This is a genomic window from Streptomyces sp. NPDC056987 (assembly GCF_042673865.1).
Taxonomy (GTDB): domain Bacteria; phylum Actinomycetota; class Actinomycetes; order Streptomycetales; family Streptomycetaceae; genus Streptomyces.
This window is the reverse complement of sequence record NZ_JBHURV010000029.1, coordinates 1-21,547: the sequence shown is the minus strand read 5'-3', so window position 1 is coordinate 21,547 and position 21,547 is coordinate 1. Positions and strand designations below refer to the sequence as shown.

General features: G+C 72.4%; 6 protein-coding genes. 1 reads left to right on the top strand and 5 read right to left on the bottom strand.

Features of this window, described 5'->3' with window-relative positions; genetic code table 11:
- Positions 1–33: 33 nt before the first annotated feature.
- From ACFTZC_RS28780 to ACFTZC_RS28770, 3 genes are all read right to left on the bottom strand, one after another.
- Entirely contained in the window at positions 34–3,150 is a 3,117-nt protein-coding gene (locus tag ACFTZC_RS28780; protein WP_382894570.1) for an AAA family ATPase, read from the bottom strand.
- A complete protein-coding gene (locus tag ACFTZC_RS28775; RefSeq protein WP_382894568.1) occupies positions 3,147–4,313 on the bottom strand; it encodes an exonuclease SbcCD subunit D in 1,167 nt (388 codons plus the stop codon). The genes ACFTZC_RS28780 and ACFTZC_RS28775 overlap by 4 nt, the downstream gene beginning before the upstream one ends.
- 84 nt (positions 4,314–4,397) lie before the next feature.
- Positions 4,398–5,033, bottom strand: a complete 636-nt coding sequence (locus ACFTZC_RS28770) for a YigZ family protein (RefSeq protein WP_382894567.1) — start codon at positions 5,031–5,033, stop codon at positions 4,398–4,400.
- A 317-nt stretch (positions 5,034–5,350) separates the two neighbouring features.
- Here ACFTZC_RS28770 and ACFTZC_RS28765 point away from each other — a divergent pair, with 317 nt between their 5' ends.
- Positions 5,351–6,913, top strand: a complete 1,563-nt coding sequence (locus ACFTZC_RS28765; protein ID WP_382894565.1) for an MFS transporter — start codon at positions 5,351–5,353, stop codon at positions 6,911–6,913.
- A gap of 104 nt (positions 6,914–7,017) precedes the next feature.
- Here ACFTZC_RS28765 and ACFTZC_RS28760 read toward each other — a convergent pair whose 3' ends face one another.
- Both ACFTZC_RS28760 and ACFTZC_RS28755 read right to left on the bottom strand, forming a co-directional pair.
- On the bottom strand, positions 7,018–19,911 hold the full coding sequence (locus tag ACFTZC_RS28760; RefSeq protein WP_382894564.1) for an amino acid adenylation domain-containing protein: 12,894 nt from the start codon (positions 19,909–19,911) through the stop codon (positions 7,018–7,020).
- 151 nt (positions 19,912–20,062) lie between these two features.
- On the bottom strand, positions 20,063–21,547 hold a 1,485-nt coding region (locus ACFTZC_RS28755), incomplete at its 5' end, for a condensation domain-containing protein (protein ID WP_382894562.1).

The following is a 21,547-nucleotide window of genomic DNA, read 5'->3' as shown; positions in this document are numbered from 1 at the left end:
TGCCGCCGTGGCACCGTCCGGGGGCGGGCCGGTTCACTCCCCGGCGACGCGTTGGCGCACCGCGGACCCGTGCCGTTCCTTGACGATCTCCAGTTGGGTGGGGATACGGCGGCGCAGGTCCGCGACATGGCTGACGATGCCGACGCTGCGGTCCCGTTCCCGCAGCGAGTCGAGTACGTCCAGGACCTCGTCCAGGGTCTGTTCGTCCAGGCTGCCGAAGCCCTCGTCGATGAAGAGCGTGTCCAGCCGTACGCCGCCGGCCTCGTCCGTGACGACGTCCGCGAGGCCGAGCGCGAGCGCGAGGGAGGCGAAGAACGTCTCGCCGCCGGAGAGCGTCGCGGTGTCGCGGGCGCTGCCGGTCCAGGCGTCGACGACATGCAGCCCGAGCCCGGACCTGCGCTGTCCGCCCGCGCGGGCGTCGGTGTGGGACAGGGCGTAACGCCCGGAGGACATGTGCTGGAGGCGCACGGTGGCGGCCGCCGCGACCTGTTCGAGGCGGGCCGCCAGGACGTACGACTCCAGGCGCATCCGGCGTTCGTTGTCGGCCGAGGTGCCCGCGGTGAGCCCGGCGAGGCGGGCCACCCGGTCGTACTCCTCGCGTACGGGGCCGAGCCCGCGCACCTCGGCCTCGGCCCGCCGGGACAGCCCGGCGAGTTGCTCCCGGGTGTCCCGCGCGGCGGCGCCCCGGGCCGAGGCGGCGCGCAGGGCGCCTTCGGCGGCGTCATGGGCGGCCCGCGCGGTGCCGGGGTCGGCGGGCGGGCGCGCGGCGGCCTCCCGGGGCGCGGGTTCCTCGAGCCGGTCGGCGACCGCGGCGGACTCGGCCTGCCAGTCGTCGATACGGTGCTGGAGGGAACGCCGGTCGGCGGCGCCGAGCAGCGCCTCGGCGGCGGCGCCGGGGGTGTCGAAGCCGGCCCGGAAAGCGGCGCCGGCGAGACGCCCGTCGGCTTCCTTGAGGCGCAGCGCGGTGGCGTCGGCGGCGCGTGCGGTCTCCGCCGCCCCGGCCAGCAGCCGGGCCCGGCCCGCCAGTTCGGCCGCCCGGTCCGCGACGGTGGCGGCCTCTCCCCTGGCACGGCTCAACTCGGCTCGCAGCGAGCCCTGTTCGCGTTCCAGCGCCTCGCGCCGCGAGGTCCGGGCGGCGGCACGGCGTTCGGCCTCCCGCTGCGCGGTGACCCGGCCCTCGTACTCGCGCTCCGCCCGGGCCAGGGCCTCGCGTGCCGCGTGCGCCCCGGCGGCGACCTGGCGCGCCGCGGTGTGTTGGTGGTCCAACCGCCCGGTGAAGGCGGCGAGTTCATCGACGGTGGGGTCCTGGGGGTGGGCAGCCGCGTCGCCGCCCTGGGACGGGTCGGCAGCCTGCGACGGGTCGCGCAGCTGGAACGGGTCGGCGGCCTGGGTGCGGGCCGTCGCGTACTGTTCCCGGAGCGCGGCGTGCGCGCGGTCGGCCTCCTCCTGGGCCGCGCCGGAGCGCCGGTACTCCGCCAAGGCCGCGTCCTCCGCCGCCGGATCGACCTGGTCGTCCGTGGGGCGCGCGGGGACGGGGTGGTCGGCGGAGCCGCACACCGCGCAGGGAGCGCCTTCGACGAGCCGGGCGGCCAGTTCGGCGGCGATGCCCTTCAGGCGTCGCTCCCGCAGGTCGAGCCAGTGCTCGTGGGCGGCGTTGACGCGGGTGCCCGCGGCCAGCAGCCGCCGCTCCGCCTCCCGTACGGCCCCTTCGAGAGTGTCGCGCCGCCGGGCCGCGGCCAGTCGCCGCCCGGCCGGTTCGAGCTGTCCGGCCAGTTGTTCGGCGCGGGTCGCCGCCTCCAGGGCCTCTTCCACCCGGTCGAGCAGGGCCCGCCGTTCGGACTCCCAGCCCGCCAGCCAGGCGGCCGCCTCCTGGAGGATGTCGTCGTCGGCGCGCGCCTGCCGGTCCAGTTCGGCGCGTTCGGCCGTGATCTCCGCGCTGCGGCGCTCCACCCGCCGCGCCGCGTCGAGGGCGCCCAGCTCCTGGCGTACGGCCCCTTCCAGGGCGGCGAGTTGCTCGGCCCCGGCGTCGGTCAGCTCCGGGGGCAGCAGGTCCCTGGTCCGCCCGTGCGCGGCGGAGGCGGCGCGGTGGGCCTCTTCCGCCTCGTCGCGCAGGGCGAGCGCCGGGGCGACGAGCTCGGCCTTGCGGTCGCGCTCCAGCAGCGTACGGTGGCGCTCGTACTCGGGGCGGCGCGCTTCAAGGGCGGCGCGGCGCCGCTGAGCCTCCGCGAACCGCTCCTGGAGAGCGGCCAGTTCGTCCTCGGCGTCCCGTACGCTCCGGGCCCCGGCCAGCCGGTCTTCGGCCTGGGCGAGGCCGGACGCCGCGATGTCCGCCCGCTCGTGGGCGTCGCAGCGTACGACCGCCGCCCAGGCGAGCACGGCAGGCGCGAGCCCGGCGTCACCGGGCTTCCCCTCGGGCGGCTGCGGCACCTCCCCGCCCGCCGCCGCGGCCGAACTCCCCTCCGCCGCCTGCGCGATGCGCTGCGCGATGCCGAGGAGCCGGTCGTCACCGGCGCGTACCCGGTGCTCGGCGGCGCGCCGCAGCTCGGCGAGGCGCTCCTCGACCGCGGCGAACCTGCGGGTGTCGAAGAGGGCGCCGAGGAGTCTGCCGCGCGCCTCCGCGTCCGCGCGCAGGAAGCGGGCGAAGTCGCCCTGCGGCAGGAGCACGACCTGGCAGAACTGCTCCCGGCTCATGCCGAGGAGCTGACTGATCTCCTCCCCGATCTCCTGGTGGGAACGGCTCAGGGCCCGCCACGCTCCGCCGTGGCCGTGGCCGTGGCCGTCAGGGGCGTACTCCCGCAGCCGGCTCTGCGCCTTCTCGGTGGTGAAACCCTTGACGCGCTTCTTGGGGCGGAGCTGGGCGGGCCGCCGCGTGATCTCCAGCCGCCGCCCGCCGACGGTCAGTTCGAGGACGACCTCGGTGACGGCCCCGGTGGGGGCGTGGTCGCTGCGCAGGGTGGTGCCGGGGCCCTGCCGGGCGCCCGGTACGGCCCCGTACAACGCGTAGCAGACCGCGTCCAGCACGGAGGTCTTTCCGGCGCCGGTCGGGCCGTGCAGCAGGAAGAGCCCGGCGCCGGAGAGCGCGTCGAAGTCGACCTCCTGGGTGGTGGCGAAGGGACCGAAGGCGGTGACGGTCAGCCGGTGCAGTCTCACGGGGCCACCTCGCGCGCCGTCGCCTCGACCCGTACGTCGTCGAACGCGCCGCCCAGCACGACGCGTTCCCGCTCGTCCGGCCCCGCCCCGCCCCGTACGTGCGCCACGAAGTCCGCGGCGATCTGCTGGTCGGTACGGCCCGCGAGGCGCCTGCCGTAGGAGGCGAGCGGATCGCCCTCCGGCCGCTCGGGGTCGAAGACGAGGCTGATCGTGTGCGGGAAGCGCGCGGCGAGCCGCGCCATGGGTTCGGCCGGGCGCACGGCGTCGGTGAGGGTCGCCTCGACCCAGGACTCCTCGTGGCGGGCGAGGGCGGGATCACCGAGCAGTCCGTCGAGCGGGCCGCGGATCCGGGCGAGGGAGCGCGGCACCGGGCAGTCGATCCGCCGGGCGTCGATCACCCCCGCGGGCCCGAGATCCACCAGCCACATCGTCTTGCGGTGACCGGCCTCGGAGAAGGAGTAGGCGAGGGGCGAGCCCGCGTAGCGGACGCGCTCGGTGAGCGTCTGGGAGCCGTGCAGATGCCCGAGCGCGACGTAGTCGACACCGTCGAAGACCCCGGCGGGCACGGCCGCCACCCCGCCGACGGTGATGTCGCGCTCGCTGTCGCTGGGCGCGCCGCCGACGACGAAGGCGTGCGCGAGGACGACCGAGCGGGTGCCGGGCGCGCGGGCGGCGAGGTCGGCCCGTACGCGCTCCATCGCGGCCCCGAGCACCGCCTCGTGACCGGCCTTCGACGCCTCGAACTCCGACCGCACCAGGGCCGGTTCGAGATAGGGCAGCCCGTAGAAGGCCACCTCGCCATGGGCGTCCGCCAGCAGGACGGGGGTGGCGCAGCCCGCCGGGTCGGTCCGCAGGTGGATGCCCGCGCGCTCCATCAGCCCGGCTCCGACGCCGAGCCTGCGGGCCGAGTCGTGGTTGCCGGAGATCATGACGGTGGGCACCCCGGCACCGGCGAGGCGGTGCAGCGCGCGGTCGAACAACTCGACGGCGGCGAGCGGCGGTACGGCCCGGTCGTAGACGTCACCGGCGACGAGGACCGCGTCGACGTCGTGGGTGCGGACCGTCGCCACGAGGTGGTCGAGGAAGGCCGCCTGGGCGTCGAGCAGGTTCACGCGGTGGAAGGGCCGGCCGAGATGCCAGTCCGACGTGTGCAGAAACCTCAAGAGAGACATTCCTCCCGATCGCACCTTTTGGCCGATTGGCCCAGTTGGTTCGGTTGGTTCGGTTGGTTCGGTCGATTCAGCAGGTCACTCCGTCGGGGCATCGCCGTACGCCTCCCCGCCCAGCTCCAGGACGGCCGTCCCCGCGGTGGTGTCCGCGAGCCACGCGCGGAACGCGTCGACCTCCGCGTCCGGCAGCCCCAGCTCGATCGTCACCGCCTCGGCGTACCGCACCTCGCCCACCGCGCGGCCCATGGCGCGCAGATCGTTCTCCAGCCGGCCCGCGCGCTGGTGGTCGACGGTGACGGTGACCCGCCGGAAGCGCCGCCTGATCCGGGTCCCGAGGGCGTCCAGCGCCTCGCCGACCGCTCCCCCGTACGCCCTGATCAGGCCACCGGCGCCGAGCTTGACCCCGCCGTAATAGCGGGTGACGACGGCCACCGTGTAGCGCACCTCACGTCGCATCAGCATCTGGAGCATCGGTGCGCCCGCCGTGCCGCCCGGTTCGCCGTCGTCGCTCGCCCGCTGCACGGAGGCGTCGGCGCCGAGCACGTACGCGAAACAGTGGTGCGTGGCCGTCGGGTGCTCCTTGCGGACGCGCGCGATGAACTCCTGCGCCTCCTCCTCGGTCGCCGCCGGTCCCAGCGCACAGAGGAAGCGCGACCGGTTGACCTCGGTCTCATGGACGCCCGTGCGGGCGACGGTCCGGTACTGCTCCTGCATGCCCCCACCCTATGCGGGGCGTGATCGGCGCCCCGACCGAAGCCGGGAAGCGCGTTTCGGGCTGTACGGAAACTCCTTGTCCGGGCCCGTGCCGGGCCATGAGTGTGAACGGATGTCGTGGGTCCGACGACTGTGGCCGCCTCGATGGTTCGGTGACGACGGCCGGTGCGGGGCTCCCCGCCGGGGACTCTCCGCCGAGGGCTCTCCACCGGGGGCTCTCCACCGGGGCTCCCCGCCGGGGCGGCTGTGCCCGCGTCGGTGCCCGCCGGAACGGTTCCGTACACACGTATCCAGAAGGACAAGAAGGGCAGGGCCGCATGACGGTCACGACCACCGACGCGGGCAGAGCCCCGTCGGGCCATCCGCAACGCTGGCTCATCCTCGGCGTCATCTGCCTGGCCCAGCTGACGGTGCTGCTCGACAACACGGTGCTGAACGTCGCGATCCCCTCCCTCACCCGGGAGCTGGACGCGTCCACCGCCGACATCCAGTGGATGATCAACGCCTACTCCCTGGTCCAGTCGGGTCTGCTGCTCACCGCGGGCAGCGCCGCCGACCGGTACGGCCGGAAGAAGATGCTGGTCGCGGGGCTCACCCTGTTCGGCATCGGATCGCTGGTGGCCGGTCTCGCGGATTCCTCCGAGCAGCTCATCGCGGCGCGGGCGGGCATGGGCGTCGGCGGCGCGCTGCTGATCACCACCACCCTCGCCGTGGTCGTGCAGATCTTCGACGAGCAGGAGCGGGTGCGGGCCATCGCGCTCTGGGCCACGGTCAACTCGCTCGGCTTCGCCGTGGGACCGCTGGTCGGCGGGGTGATGCTGGACCACTTCTGGTGGGGCGCGATCTTCCTGATCAACATCCCGGTCGCCGTCATGGGGCTGGCCGCGGTGATCGCGCTCGTACCCGAGTCGAAGACCAAGGAGGGCGACCGCCCCGACCTGCTCGGCGCGCTGCTCTCCACGATCGGGATGACCGGGGTGGTCTACGCGATCATCTCGGGCCCCGAGCACGGCTGGGCGTCGGGGCAGGTCCTGGTCTCCGGGGCGGTCGGGGTGACCGTACTCACCGCGTTCGTGCTCTGGGAGCTGCGTATCCCGCACCCGATGCTGGACATGCGCTTCTTCCGCGACCGGCGGTTCGTCGGGGCGGTGGCGGGCGCGGTTCTGATCGCCTTCGGGATGGGCGGCTCGCTCTTCCTGCTCACGCAGCACCTCCAGTTCGTGCTGGGTTACGGCCCGCTGGAGGCCGGCCTGCGGACCGCTCCCCTCGCGCTCACCGTCGTCGCGCTCAATCTCACCGGTGTCGGGGCCCGGCTGCTGCCCCGGCTGGGCACGCCGCTCACCATCGCCATCGGGATGGCGATGCTCGCCGCGGGGCTGACGGCGATCGCCGTGCTGGGCGGCCACGCGTATACGGGGATGCTGCTCGGCCTGGTGGTGATGGGCGCCGGCATCGCGCTGGCCACGCCCGCGATGGCCAACGCGATCATGAGCGCGATCCCGCCGGAGAAGGCCGGGGTGGGCGCGGGGGTGAACGGCACCCTCGGCGAGTTCGGCAACGGCCTCGGCGTCGCCACGCTCGGCGCGGTGCTCAACTCCCGCTTCGCGGCGCTCGTCCCGGGCGCGGTGGGAGCGGCGTCGCTGCCCACGGTGCTGGCCGAGGCGGACGGCGGGGCGGCCAGGCAGCGTATCGCGGACGGCTTCGCCTCGGGCCTGGAGACCAGCCAGCTCTTCGGCGCGGTCGCGGTGCTCGCGGGCGGGATGCTGGCGGCGCTGCTGCTGCGCCGCGCGGAACGGGCCGAGGCGGCGGGACCGGCCGGTACGGGCGCCGACGTGGATACGGACGCCGGTACGGAGACGGCGAAAGCACCGAGCGCGTAGCTCACCCCACCCAGGCCTACGGCGGCCGGACCGTGCTTCCACGGTCCGGCCGCCTTCCTGTGTCCGGGCCCGGTGAGCCCGGACACACCCCACTTCACCTCACCTCACCTCACCGTGCAGCCGTCGGCGATCTCCGCGAGGGCGCGGGTGTACGCCGCCGCCAGTTCGGCGATCGTCTTCCGGTCGTACATCGCCGAGGAGTAGGACCAGGTGACCGTGAGCCGCCCTTCCTGGACGACCGCGGCCACATCGATCAGATGCGAACGCTCCTCCGACAGGCTGAAGTCCCTTCCCGAAAGGTCCAGTTCGGAGCGGAGCAGCCCTTCACCGCCGCGTCCGCCCGCCAGGTCGAAGCGGCCCAGATAGTTGAAGCTGATCTGCGGCTCGGGGGCGTCCGCGAGCGTGCGGCCCGGGGCTCCGGGGGCGCTGAGGCGGCGCAGCGCACCGTACCCGACACCGTGGTCGGGGACCGCCCGGAGCTGCCGTCTGACCGCCCGGATCGTCGCGTCCCAGCCGCTGTCGGCGGAGGCCTCCAGCGCGACCGGGTGGATGGCGGTGAACCAGCCGACGGTGCCCGAGAGGTCGATGTCGTCGAACAGGTCCTCCCGCCCGTGGCTCTCCATGTCGACGACGGTACGGGCCCGGCCGGTCCAGGTGGCGAGGGTGCGGGCGAGCCCGGCGAGCAGGACGTCGTTGATCTGGGTGCGGTACCGGCCGGGGGCCAGGTTGAGGAGCGCGTGCGTCCGCCCGGCACCGAGGGTCTCGGCGACGGCGGTCAGTTCGGCACCGGTGTTGGGTGCCCCCGGCCGATCCACGGGGAGCGGGACCGCGGCCGGATCGGTGGCCGCCCGCCAGTGGTCGAGCTGACCGTCGAATCCGCCCTCCGCGACATGCCGGGCGAGGTGTTCGGCCCACTGCCGTACGGAGGACGTCCTCGGCCGGGGTACGACCGCACGGGCCCACTCGTCGGAACCGGCGGAAGGGGCGGAAGGGGCGGAAGGGGCGGCCTGAGCCTCGGCGTACGCCGCCTCCAGATCGTCCAGCAGGATCCGCCAGGACACACCGTCGACCACGAGATGGTGCGCGACAACGGTGAGCCAGGGGGCCAGGCCCGGGCCCCTGGTGCCGAACAGGACACGGAAGAGCGGCCCCGACTCCAGCCGGAATCCTGCCTGTACCTCACGGACCAGGGCATCCCAGCGCGCCTCCAGCACACCCTCCGCTGATGCCGGCGCTGCCGGATCGTGGGCGGCGCTGAGGTCGTGGGCGGTGAACACCGTGTCCTGGTCGATGTGTTCGAGGATCCGCCCGGACCGGCCCACCCGGTCGGCTGCAGCGGGTGCCGCCGGTCCTGAACTCTCCTCGTGATAGACCGCGCGCAGCATGCCATGGCGCCCGAGCAGGGACGCGACCGCCTGTCGCAGCGCCGACTCATCGGTGTCGGGGGCGAGTTCGAAGGACATCGTCATGTCGAAATGGGCCGGATCCTCGGTGTGCGTGGCGAAGAACCACTCGGCGACCGGAGTGGGCGGCAGCGGCCCCGCCTCGGTCTCCTCCGCCGCGGGGGCCGGGGTGGCCGCGGCGCGGGTCGCGTCCGCCTCCGCCGCGAGCCCTGCCACGGTCTGCCCGACGAAGACGTCGCGGGAGTACAGCTCCAGTCCGGCGCGGCGGGCCCGTGACACGACCTGGATGCTGAGGATCGAGTCACCGCCCAGCGCGAAGAAGCTGTCGTGGACGCCCACCCGCTCGACGCCGAGGACCTCCGCCCAGATCCCGCACAGGGTCCGTTCGGTCTCGGTACGGGGCGGGGTGTACGCGGCGGCGAGGTCGGCGTCCTCGTCGGGGGCGGGCAGTGCCCGGCGGTCGGTCTTTCCGCTGGCGTTGACCGGCAGTTCCGGCAGTGTGACAAAGACGGCGGGCAGCATGTACTCGGGGAGCGACGCGCCCGCGAACGCGCGCAGTTCGTCTCCCGCCGGCACCTCGCCCTCGGCGCGGGGAACGACGTACGCGACGATGCGCTTGGCGCCGGGCCGGTCCTCGCGCACCGTCACCGCCGCCCGCTCCACCGCGGTGTGCCGGGCCAGCACCGCCTCGATCTCGCCCAGCTCGATCCGCAGGCCCCGTATCTTCACCTGGTCGTCCGCGCGGCCCACGTACTCCAACTGGCCGTCCGCGCACCACCGTACGAGGTCGCCGGTCCGGTACAGCCGTCCGCCGCCGGACGGGTCCGCCACGAACCGGGCGGCCGTCAGCCCGGGGCGACCGTGATAGCCGCGGGCCAGCACGGCGCCCGCCACGTACAACTCACCGGGAACGCCGACCGGGACGGGGCGCAGCCGCCGGTCGAGTACGGACACGGCGGCCCCGGACACCGGCGCGCCGATCGGTGGCGTACCGCCGTCCTCGCCGCCGAGGAGGGTCCCGCTCATCGTCGCGACGACGGTGGTCTCGGTGGGGCCGTAGGCGTTCACCATGGTCCGTCCGCCGGCCCAGTGCCCGGCCAGTCCGGCGTCGCACGCCTCGCCGCCCGTCAGCAGCGTACGCAGCCCGGGCGCCCGGCCCGGGGGGATGCTGGCGAGCACGGTCGGCGGCACCAGGGCATGGGTGACCCGGCCCTCCTCCAGCACGCGCGCCAGTTCCTCTCCCGCCAACGGCCCTTCCTGTGGGGGCAGTACGAGCGTTCCGCCGCCGCCGAAGGCGAGCAGCAGTTCCAGTACGGACGCGTCGAAGCCCGACGAGGCGAGCTGGAGGACACGGGCGGACGCGTCGGACGAGCAACCGCCCGGGCCGGCGGCGCCGTCCGTGCCCTCGGCGCCGTCCGCGCCACGCGGAACTCCCGGGTTCCCGGCCACCGTGTCGCGGCCGACCAGCGACCGGGCGAGCGAGGTGAGTCCGGTGTGCGGTACGACCACGCCCTTCGGCCGCCCGGTCGAACCCGATGTGTAGATCACGTACGCCGCGGCCGAGGCCGGCACCGCGACGTCCGGTGCCGCCACCGGGAGGTGTGCGAGTTCCCCGACGACCGCCGGATCGTCCACGGCCAGCCACGCCGTCCCGCCGGACCCGGGTACGGCTCCGGTCCTGGTGCCGGTCCCGGCCTCGTCTGAGTACTGCACAGCCAGTTGATGACGGTTCGTCAGCAGCAGCGTGGCGCCGCAGTCGTCGAGGACGTAACGCAGCCTTTCCGCAGGCCACTTGGGGTCCACCGGAACGTAGACACCGCCCGCGCGCACCACGGCGAGCACGGCGACGGCCCACTCCACCGACTTCGGCAGCAGCACCGCGACCCGGGACTCGACCCGTACTCCCCGTGCGCGCAGCAGGTGCCCGAGACGGTTCACCCGCTCGTCCAGCTCACGGTAGGACAGTTCATCGCCGCCGAAGGCCAGGGCCGCCGCCTCGGGGTGCGCCGCGGCGCGCCGGGCGAACCACTCCCCCAGCGGTACGGGCGCCGCCGCGGCCGGGCCGGTACCCCAGCCGGCCGCGCGGCGCGCCTCCTCCGGGGAGACCGGCGGGATGTCGCCCAGCGGCAGATCCGTACCGGACGTCAACTCCTCGACCATACGGACAAGGTGAGCGGCGAGGCGGTCCGCCGTGGCGGTGTCGAACAAGCTCGGGTCGTAGGCCAGGGTGAGGCTCAGGCCGGGTCCGTCGGCTCCGGCGATCAGGGTGAGCGGATAGTTGGTGGCCTCGACGGCCTCGACATCGCGCAGGGCCACACCGTGGCGGGTGGCGGCGTCCGGGTCGGCCGGGTAGTTCTCGAAGACCACCAGACTGTCGAAGAGGACGGTGCCCGAGGGCAGTTCGGTCGCGATGTCGCGGAGGGCGACATACTCGTGCTGCCCGGCCTCCGACGCGTGCTCCTGGATCCCGGCCAGCCAGGCGGAGCGGCTGCGGTACGGGTCCACGTCGACCCGTACGGGGAGGGTGTTGATGAACAGCCCGAGGATCTCCCCGGCTCCGGGCAGCTCGGCCGGACGCCCGGAGACCGTCGCGCCGAAGACCACGTCCGCCGTACCCCCGTGATGGGCGAGAAGCAGCGCCCACGCACCCTGGACCACCGCGTTGACGGTGATCCGATGGCGGCGTGCGAACCGGGTGGCCCGAACGGCCGCCTCGGGGGACAGCGGAACCTCGGTGCGCGCGGTGGACCGGCCACGGTGCTGCCAGGCGGCGGGCCGGTCGTACGGGAGTGCCACCGGCTCGGTGAAGCCGGCCAGCCGGTCCTGCCAGTACGCCGCCCCCTGGGCGTGGTCACGCTCCGCCAGCCAGCTCAGATAGTCCCGGAACGGGCCGCGCGGCGCCGGACCGGACACGTGTCCGGGGGCGGATGCGGATGCGGACACCTGTCCGGGGGCGGGTGCGGGTGCGGTTGCGGTGCCGGTGAGTGCCGCGTACTCGGCGATGACGTCGGCGAGCAGCGCGGCGCTGCTCCACCCGTCCAGCAGCAGATGATGGAAGGTCCAGACGAGCTGTACGCGCCCGCCGGAGAGCCGGGCCAGCACCACCCGGGTCAACGGGGGCTCGGCGAGGTCCACCCCGCGCTCCCGTTCCTCCGCGAGCGCGGCGGTCAGCCGCCCGGCGTGCTCCGCGTCCGAGCAGCCGGTCCAGTCCTGTACGTCGACGGGCAGTCGCACCCGGCGGTGGACGATCTGCACGGGATGGTCAACTTCCGCCCAGGCGACGGAGATCCGCAGAGCGTCCGACGCGTTCACCACCCGCTGCCAGGCGCGGGCCAGGGCGTCCGGGTCGGTCACCCCGTCCAGTACACAGGCGAACTGTTCCAGGTAGGCGGAGGAGTCCGGCTCGGCCAGCGTGTGGAACAGCATCCCTGCCTGGAGAGGCGTCAACGGATAGATGTCCTCCACGTTCCGCCCGTCGCCCGCCAGTTGGTCCGTCTCGTCCTGGCCGAGGGTGACCAGGGGGAAGTCGGCGGGGCTGCATCCACCGGCCCCGGGCTCGGCGCAGTGCTCGACGAAGTCCGCCAGTTCGGCCGCGAACCGATCGGCGAGGATCCGTACGGTCTCCTCCCGGTGGAGACCCGGTGAGTAGGTCCAGGCGAAGGTCAGCCGGCCCTCCTCGATCCCGCCGACGACGTCGAGGAGGTGGCTGCGCCGTTCCCGACCGCCGCGATCCCCTCCCGCGTCGGGGAGTTCGGCGCGGTAGAGCCCCTCGCTGTCGGCCCGACCGTCCCCGTCGCCCCGTTCCCGTACGGCGTCGAACTGTCCGTGGTAGTTGAAGGAGATGCGGGGGCTGGGCAGGGTGCGCAGCGCTTCTCCCGGGGAGCCTGCCGCACCGAGATGGCGCAGGGCTCCGTAACCGATGCCCCGGTCGGGCACCGCTCGGAGCTGCTCCTTGACGGCGGTGATGCTGTCCTTCCAGTCCTCCCCCGGCGGAAGTTGGGGTGCCACCGGGTACAGCGAGGTGAACCAGCCCACGGTACGGGTGAGGTCGATGTCCTCGAACAGCTCCTCGCGTCCGTGGCCCTCCAGATCGATCGCGACCCGGTCCCGTCCGGTCCAGGCGCGCAGGGTGCGGGCCAGGGCGGCGAGCAGGACCTCGTTCGTACGCGACCGGTACACGGCGGGCACCCGGTGCAGCAGGTCGTCGGTCTGCGCCGCGCTCAGCGCGCACAGGACGGTGCGCTCGTCGGCCACGGTGTCGGCGCCACCCGGTGTGTCCAGCGGCAGTTCGGTCGTGGCGCCTTCGAGGGCCGACCGCCAGTAGCCGGCCTGCGCGTCGAAGCCACCGGAGGCGACATGCGCGGCGAGGCGGTCGGCCCACTGCTGTACGGAGGTGGTCTTACGGCCCAGATCGGCTCTGCGGCCGGACGGCGACGCCTGCATCTCGGAAGCCGTCCGTGCCGTCTCGTAAGCCGTCCGTGCCGTCTCGTAAGCCGTCTCGATGTCCGCCAGCAGGACACGCCACGACACCCCGTCGACCACCAAGTGGTGTGCTGTGAACTGGACCCGGATGGCGCCCCCGCCGCCCATCAGGCCGACGACCACACGGAACAGCGGCCCGCCGAGCCCGATGCGGGCCGGGGCCCCGGCGGCGATCTCCTGCCAGGCGGCCTCCGGATCGGGCTCGCCCGACAGCTCGTACTCCTGGAACACCGTGTCGATGTCGGCCTCGGTGAGGATCCGGGCGGTGACAGCTCCGCCGGAGCCACCGGTGAAGGACGTCCGGAGCGCGTCGTGGTGGGCGAGCACCGCGCGCACGGCCTCCCGGAGGAGGGCCGGGTCGGTCCCGTCCCGCAGCTCGAAGGCCATGGACATGGCGAAGTGCCCCGGGTCCAGCGGATGCGTGGCGAAGAACCACTCCCGGATCGGCGTGGTCGCGACAGGCCCGCTCAACCTGCCCTGATCTGCGGGGACTTCGGCCGCTCCCGCACGATCGGGCCCGGTGACGGACGCGCGGGCGGCGAAAGCGGCGAGCGCGGCCACGGTCTGGCGGGCGAACACGTCCCGCGACGATATCCCGATGCCCGCGCGGCGTGCCTTCGCGACGAGCTGGATGCTCAGGATGGAGTCGCCGCCGAGATCGAAGAAGTTGTCGTGCGCGCCGACCCGCTCGGCGCCCAGCACCTCGGCCCAGATCCCGGCGAGCACCTCCTCCAGGCCCGCCCGAGGCGCGACGTATCCGCCGTCGCCCGTACCGTCGCCTGTACCGTCCTCCGCGCCGGCGGCAGCGCCGGGGGCCGGCAGGGCGGCCCGGTCGACCTTCCCGTTGGCGTTGAGGGGGATCCGGTCCAGTGCGACGAAGGCCGAGGGCACCATGTAGTGGGGCAGCACGGCCGCCGCGTGTTCGCGGAGCGCGGCCGCATCCACCCCGCCCGGTTCGACGGGCACCACATAGGCGACGAGCCGTGCCGCCGCTCCGGCCGGGCCACCGCCTCCGGACCCGCTCCGTACCACCGGTGGGGCGTCGACGGTCACCTGGGCGACCGACGCGTGCAGGCTCAACACGCCCTCGACCTCGCGTGGTTCGATCCGGAAGCCGCGCACCTTGACCTGGTCGTCGCCGCGCCCGACGAACTCCAGTTCGCCGTCCGTACGGCGGCGGACCACGTCCCCGGTACGGTACAGCCGCTCACCGCTGCCGAACGGGTCGGCGACGAAGCTCCCCGCGGTGAGCCCGGGCCGGCCGAGATAACCGCGGGCGAGCCCGTGCCCCGCCACGTACAGCTCACCGGGCACACCGACCGGGACCGGGCGCAGCCAGGCGTCCAGGACGTAGGTCCTGGTGTGGACGACCGGGGTGCCGATGGGCGGCGTACCGTCGCCCGCTGCGAGTGCGGCGCTCATGGTGGCGCACACGGTGGTCTCGGTCGGCCCGTACGCGTTGACCATGGTCCGGCCCGGCGCGCAGCGGTCGACCGTCTCGGCGGGGCACGCCTCCCCGGCGACCACGAGTGTGGGCGGCAGGTCGGCGGGGTCCAGCGCCGCGACGAGGGCGGGCGGCAGGGTCGCGTGGGTGACGTCGCAGGCGGCGACGAGGGGGCCGAGCGTGGTGCCCCAGTCGGTGGAAGGCCCGTTGGAGGGCCCATTGGAGGGCCCGTTCGTTCCGGCGCCGGGGCCAGGTCCGTCCACGACCAGGGTGGCGCCGGTCAGCAGCGCCATGGACAGCTCCCACCAGGAGGCGTCGAACCCGGGTGAGGCGAACTGGAGAACCCGCGATCCCGGCCCCACCCCCAGCCGCTCCGCCTGGGTCGCGGCCAGGCTCGCAAGCCCCGCGTGGGTGACGGTCACACCCTTGGGGCGCCCCGTCGAGCCGGAGGTGTAGATCACGTAGGCGCCGGCGGAGAGGGGGACCTCCCCGGCCTCCGATTCACCCGGAGTGCCCGGAGTGACGGGTGTGTCGAGGGCATCGGAAACATCGGGGGCATCAAGGGCGAGCACAGGGAGCGGCCCGGCCCCCGAGTGATACGCCACCGTGTCCCGCAGGGCGGCGGCGTGTGACTCATGCGTGATCAGCAGCTCGGCGTCGCAGTCGGTGAGGATGTAGCCGACCCGATCGGCGGGATACGAGGGATCCACGGGGACGTACGTCGCCCCTGCCTTCAACACCGCGAGCACCCAGACGACTTGGTCGACGGAGCGCGACAGGAGGAGGGCCACGCGGGACTCCGGCCCGATACCCGTACGGAGAAGATACCCGGCCAGCCGGCCGGCCCGCTCGTCCAGCTCGCGGTAGGTCAGCTCGGGGCCCTCCGAGCACCGTACGGCCGGGGCATCGGGGGTCGCGTGGACCCACTTTCCGAAGAGGGCCGGGGCGGACAGTCCCGGCACGTCGGCACTCGTACGGTCGTTCGCGCCGGTCAGGGCGGACCGCTCGGCGGCGGGCAGCGCGTCGGCGGCGAACAGCGGAGCGGCCGGAGATGCGAGCAGCGCCTCGGCGAGATACAGCCAGCGCCGGGCCAGCCGCTCGACGGTGGCGGCGTCGAACAGGTCGGTGTTGTACTCGACACCGGCCCGCAGGGTGCCGACGTCCTCCCGGAACCCGAAGGTGATGTCGAACTGCGCGGTCTCGCGCTCCACTTCGAGCGGTGACACCTCCAGGCCGGCCAGGGTCAGCGGCTGTCCGTCCGGGGTGTTCTGGAGGCTCACCATGGCCTGCACGAGGGGGGTGCGGCTGGTGTCCCGCCCGGGGGCGAGGTCGTCCACGAGCACACTGAACGGGATGTCCTGGTGGGCGAAGGCGTCGAGCACCGTCGCGCGTGAGTCGGCGAGCAGCTCGACGAAGGAGCGCGACTCGTCGATCCGCGAGCGCAGCACGAGGGTGTTGACGAAGAAGCCGACGAGGTTCTCCAGCTCGGCCCGCTCACGTCCCGCGACGGCGGTACCGACGGCGATGTCCCGCTGCCCCGTCCACCGGGACAGAAGCAGTTGGGTGACGGCCGTGAGCGTCATGAAGAGGCTGGCGCCCTGCTCCTGGCCCACGGTACGCAGACGGCGCGACAGTGCCTCGGGCACGTCGAAGGCGTACAGCGAACCGGCGGAGGTACGAACGGCGGGACGCGGCCGGTCGGTGGGCAGGTCGAGCGGTTCGAGACCGTCCAGCGTCCGCTGCCAGAAGCCGAGTTGCTCGTCAAGCTCGGGCCGCCGCCGGCGCTGCCACAGGGCGAAGTCGGGGTACTGCAAGGGCAGATCGGGCAGGCTTGCGCGCTCACCGTGTACGGCGGCGTCGTAGAAGATGCCGAGTTCGCGGACGATCACACCCATCGACCAGCCGTCGGTGACGATGTGGTGCACCGACAGGACGAGAACGTGCTCGTCCTCGGCGACCGGCATCAGCAGGACCCGCAGCAGCGGGCCGGTGCGCAGGTCGAACGGGGTGGCGGCCTCCTGGCGCACCAACTCGTCCAGCGCGCCGGGACAGCCGCTCGGATCGACGGTGCGGAAGGACACCGGAAGGTCCACCGGCCCGTGCACGACCTGCACACCCCGTCCGTCGACGGAGTCGAACGTGGTGCGCAGCGCCTCGTGCCGGCTGACGAGCGAGGCGACAGCGGAGCGCAGAGCGCCGGCATCCACGGGCCCGGTGAGTCTCAGTGCTTCCACGACGTTGTACTCGACGCTGCCGTGCGCGAACTCGTCCAGGAACCAGAGGCGTTCTTGAGCGAACGAGAGGGGCAGGTCCCCGTCCCTGGGTGCCGGAGTGATCGCCGCGCCGACGGTGGTGCTCGCCGCACCCGTCACGAGGGGCGCAAGGCCGGACACGGTCGGCTGGTCGAACAGCGCCCGGGGCGACAGGGCCGCACCGCACGCATCGCGGATCCGGGAGACGACTTGGAGGCTGGAGATGGAGTCGCCGCCGAGGGAGAAGAAGTTGTCGTGCACCCCGACCCGCCCGACACCCAGCACCTCCGACCACACCGCCGCAAGGGCTTGCTCGGTCTCGGTACGAGGGGCAACGTACTCAGAGGCGGCGGAAGCCAGATCGGGCGCGGGCAGCGCACGGACATCGACCTTGCCGTTCACCGTCAACGGCAGGCCCTCCAGCACGACGAAAGCCGACGGAACCATGTACTCCGGAAGCAACCCAGCCGCATACGCACGCACCTCCGCAACCACAACCGCGTCCGCCACACCGGCCGGAACGAGGTACGCCACCAGGCGCTTGGCACCCGGACGGTCCTCACGGACCACGACCGAGACCCGCCCCACCCCCGCATAACGCGACAGAACTGCCTCGACTTCCGCCAACTCGATCCGGAACCCCCGGATCTTCACCTGACCATCCCGCCGCCCCAAAAACTCCAACCGCCCATCCCCACGCCACCGCACCACATCACCCGTCCGGTAGAGCCTGCCACCGGAACCGAACGGATCCGCCACGAACCGCTCCGCCGTCAAACCACCCTGACCGTCATAACCCCGCGCAAGCCCCGCACCACCCAGATACAACTCACCCGGCACCCCCACACCCACCCGACACAACCCACCATCCAGCACATAAACCCACGTACCATCCATCGGACCACCCAACGCAACCACCGCACCCGCCGCATCCGCACCGGTCACCGGGCCGCACACGGCGAACGTCGTCGATTCGGTCGGCCCGTAGACGTGCACCAGATCCAGCTCCGGGCATGCGTCCAGCACCCGCGCCATTGCCGCACCCGAGGCAGACTCACCCCCTGTCCAGACCTCACGAAGCCCCCCGAAACACCCCGCATCCTCCTCGGCCAGCAGATCGAACAACGCCTTCGTCAGAAAGACCCCGGTCACCCCACGCCCCACCGCATCCCGCACCACACCCACCGACAGCTCGGCCTCGGCCACCACCACCGTGCCGCCGTTCAGCAACGGCACCCACACCTCATACGTCGCCGCATCAAAAGAATGCGGGGAGTGGAACAGCACCCGCTCATGCGCACCCGACGACCAACGGGAATCAGCAGCCAACGCCACCACATCCCCATGCGTCACCCCCACCCCCTTCGGCACCCCCGACGACCCCGACGTAAACATCACATACGCCAAAGAACCCGGCGAAACCACGGGCACTACACCACCAGTCCCCCGAACCCCGAAGGAGCCCACACCCACCGCCCGCACCCCACCGACCCGCTCCACATCCCGATCGGTCACCACCAGTACAGAGCCGCTCCGCCCCAGCACCTCCCGCACCCGCTCCTCCGGATACCCCCCATGCAACGGAACGTACACACCCCCCGCCTTCAACACCGCCAACATCGCCACCACCACATCCACCGACCGCTCCAACAACAACCCCACCCGCGACTCCACCCCCACACCACCCGCACACAACACCCGCGCCAAACCCTCCGCACGCGCATCCAACTCCCCAAACGTCAACGACACACCACCACACTCCACCGCCACCGCACCCGGCGAAACAGCCACCCGCCCCGCAAACACCTCCACCACCGAACCACCCGACACCACACCCACCCCACCACACTCCACACCCACCACAGACTCCAACTCCACACCACCCACCATCGACACCCCACGCAACACAGCCCCACCACCACCAGCCACCAACCCACCCGCCAACTCCACCCAATGCCCCGCCAACCGCTCCACAGACCCCACATCGAACAAATCCGTGCTGTATTCGACGGCCGCCAGCAACTCACCCTCACGTTCCTCGAATTCGAGCATGAAGTCGAAGGGAAGGGCGTCTCGCGACACGCTCATGGGCTCGATGCGCAGCCCGGAAAAGTCCGGCGTCGGGCCTGTCGCACCCTGGAGCACCACCATGGCTTGGACGAGCGGCATGCGGCTGGGATCGCGCTCGGGAGCCACGGCTTCGACCACGCGGTCGAAGGGCACCTTCTGGTGGTCGAACGCCTCCAGTACGGTGTTCTTCACTGCCCTCAGGAACTCGCCGACCGTCTCTCCGCCGTCCACATGCGACCGCAGGACCAGGGTGTTCACGAAGAAGCCGACCAGGTTCTCCAGCTCGGCACGGTCGCGTCCCGCCGTCGCCGTGCCCAGGGCGACGTCGTCCTGTCCGCTGTACCGTGCGAGCAGAAGTTGTGTGACCGCCGTCAGCGTCACGAACAGGCTCGCGCCCTGCTCCCGGCCGAGCCTGGTCAGTCCTGCCGCCAGCTCGGACGGAACGGCGAAGGTGTGCACGGCGCCCGCACCGCTCCGTACCGTCGGCCGGGGCCGGTCCGTCGGCAGTTCCAGCGGCTCCATGCCTGCCAGGCGGTCCCGCCAGTACGCAAGGCCGTCGGCCAGTTCGGTATCGGTGAGCCGGTCGTGCTGCCAGGACGCGTAGTCCGCGTACTGGATGGCCAGTTCCGGCAATTCCGCGTCGTCGCCGTGCAGTGCCGCCGCGTAGCACGTGGCCAGTTCTCCGGTCAGTACGTCCAGCGAGCGGCCGTCGCTGATGATGTGGTGCATCGAGAGCAGCAGGGCATGCCGGTCGGCGGCGAGCCGCACCACCAGCACCCGGAAGAGCGGGCCGCCCCGGAGATCGAACGGCGTGAGCAGACGCTCTTGCAGGATCCGATCAGCAGAGGCATCAGCATCGGCAGTGGCAGTGGCAGTGGCAGTGGCAGTGGCATCGATGTCAGCGCCGCCGTCATACTCCGCGTCACCGTGGCAGTCCTTCGCATCTCTCTTCCCAGCCCGGGAGAGGTCGAGATACTCGACCGGAATGGTCATCAGCGGGTGGACCACCTGGATCACCCGGCCGTCCACCGAGTCGAATGTCGTACGCAGCCCCTCGTGCCGCGCGACGATCTGCGCAACCGCCCGTTCCAGCGCACCGATGTCCAGGATCCCCGTCATCCGCAGCGCGAGGCCGGAGTTGTACTCCACACCCCCGGGGCTGAACTCCTCCAGAAACCACAACCGTCGCTGCGCGAAGGACGCCGGCAGCTCGGCTCCACGGTCCACGGGCTTGATGGCATCCGCATCAGGGGCCACCGCCTGGCCGGCCATCCGTTCGCGCAGCAGAGCCCGCATGTGCTCCGGCAGGGCGCTGATCCGGCTTTCCCTCGACGGTGGCGTGCTCATCTCATATCTCCCTGTACGCATGACAAATGAACGACCGGCGGAGAACCTTCCGGCCCCCGCCGAACACGGCGGGGGCCTGCTTCTCCTGGACTGATGAGGTTGATGAAGTTGATGAAGTTCGGTTCGACCGGAGTGAGAGGCCGACCGGGTCTCAGCCCCTGCACACACTCCGCAGTGCGGCGACGAAGCCCTCCGCCAGGGCGGCGACGGTTGATTCCCGGTGGACCGCCGCGGAGTAGTACCAGGTGACGACGAACCGCCCCTCGTCCACTACGGCGACGACGTCGATCAGGTGGTTACGCTCCTGCTCCGGCCCATGTTCGGGGCCGACCGCCGGCAGCGACGTTCCGAGCAGCCTGTTCTCGGCGGACTCGCCGGTGCCGCCGAACTGCCCCAGGTAGTTGAAGCTGATGCGCGGGTCCGGGTCGTCGGCCAGATCCCCACTGAGGTAGCGCAGGGCGCCGTATCCGACACCGCGATCCGGTACGGACCTGAGCTGACGCTTCACCGACCGCATGGTCGCCGGCCAGTCCTCCTCGGCGCCGTCGGACTCCTGATCCGGAAGCGTGAGGGCGACCGGGTAGATGGAAGTGAACCAGCCGACGGTACGGGTCAGATCCGTATCGTCGAAGATCTCCTCCCGGCCGTGCCCCTCCAGGTTGACCGCGACCCGGTCCGCGCCCGTCCACGTACGCAGCACACGGGCGAGGGCGGCGAGCAGCACGTCGTTGATCTGCGTACGGAACCGGCCCGGCACCTGGTGCAGGAGCGCGTGGGTCTCGTCCGCGTCGAGATGGGCCATGACCGCGGCCTGGTCGGCGACCTTGTTTCCGCCACCCGGTGTGTCGAGCGGCAACTCGAATGCCGCGGACGCCGTCACCGACCGCCAGTACTCGACCTGTTCGCCGAACCCGCCCGCCTGGACATGGCCGTTGAGCCGGTCCGCCCAGTAACGCACGGACGTCGACTTGGGCCCGAGATCGGTCACCCCGACGGATACGACCTGGTCGTACGCCGTGGCGAGATCGCTCAGCAGCAGGCGCCAGGACACGCCGTCGATGACCAGATGGTGCGCGGTGATCAGCAGACGGAGCCGGCCACCGCCCTCGCCCGGCCTGCCCACCACGAAGCGTACGAGCGGCCCGTGTTCGAGGTCCAGCCCCGCCTTCGTACGGGTCGCCAGGGCCTGCCAGTCAGCGTCCTCGTCCGGTACGGAGGGCAGGTCATGGACGGTGAAGACGGCGTCCAGGTCCACGGCGGCAACGAGATGCCCGGCCCATGTCCCGTCCACCGTACGGAGGAACGTGGAGCGCAGGGCGTCGTGGTGGTCCAGCAGGGCACCGACCGCTGTCCGCAAGGCGTCGAGGTCGACATCGGCGGGCAGGGCGAAAGCCGTCGACATGTTGTAGTGCTCCGGGGCCACCGGATGGGTGCCGAAGAACCACTCCCGTACCGGAGTCGGCGCCACCGGCCCCAGGACGAGGCCCTGTTGGGCTCCGCTGTCGTCCGCCTCGGCACCTGCTTCATCGAGCTCTGTCGCGAGTGCGGAGATGGTGGGGTGGAGGAAGACGTCGCGGGAGGAGAGGGCGAGTCCGGCGCGGCGGGCGCGGGAGACGACCTGGAGGCTGATGATGGA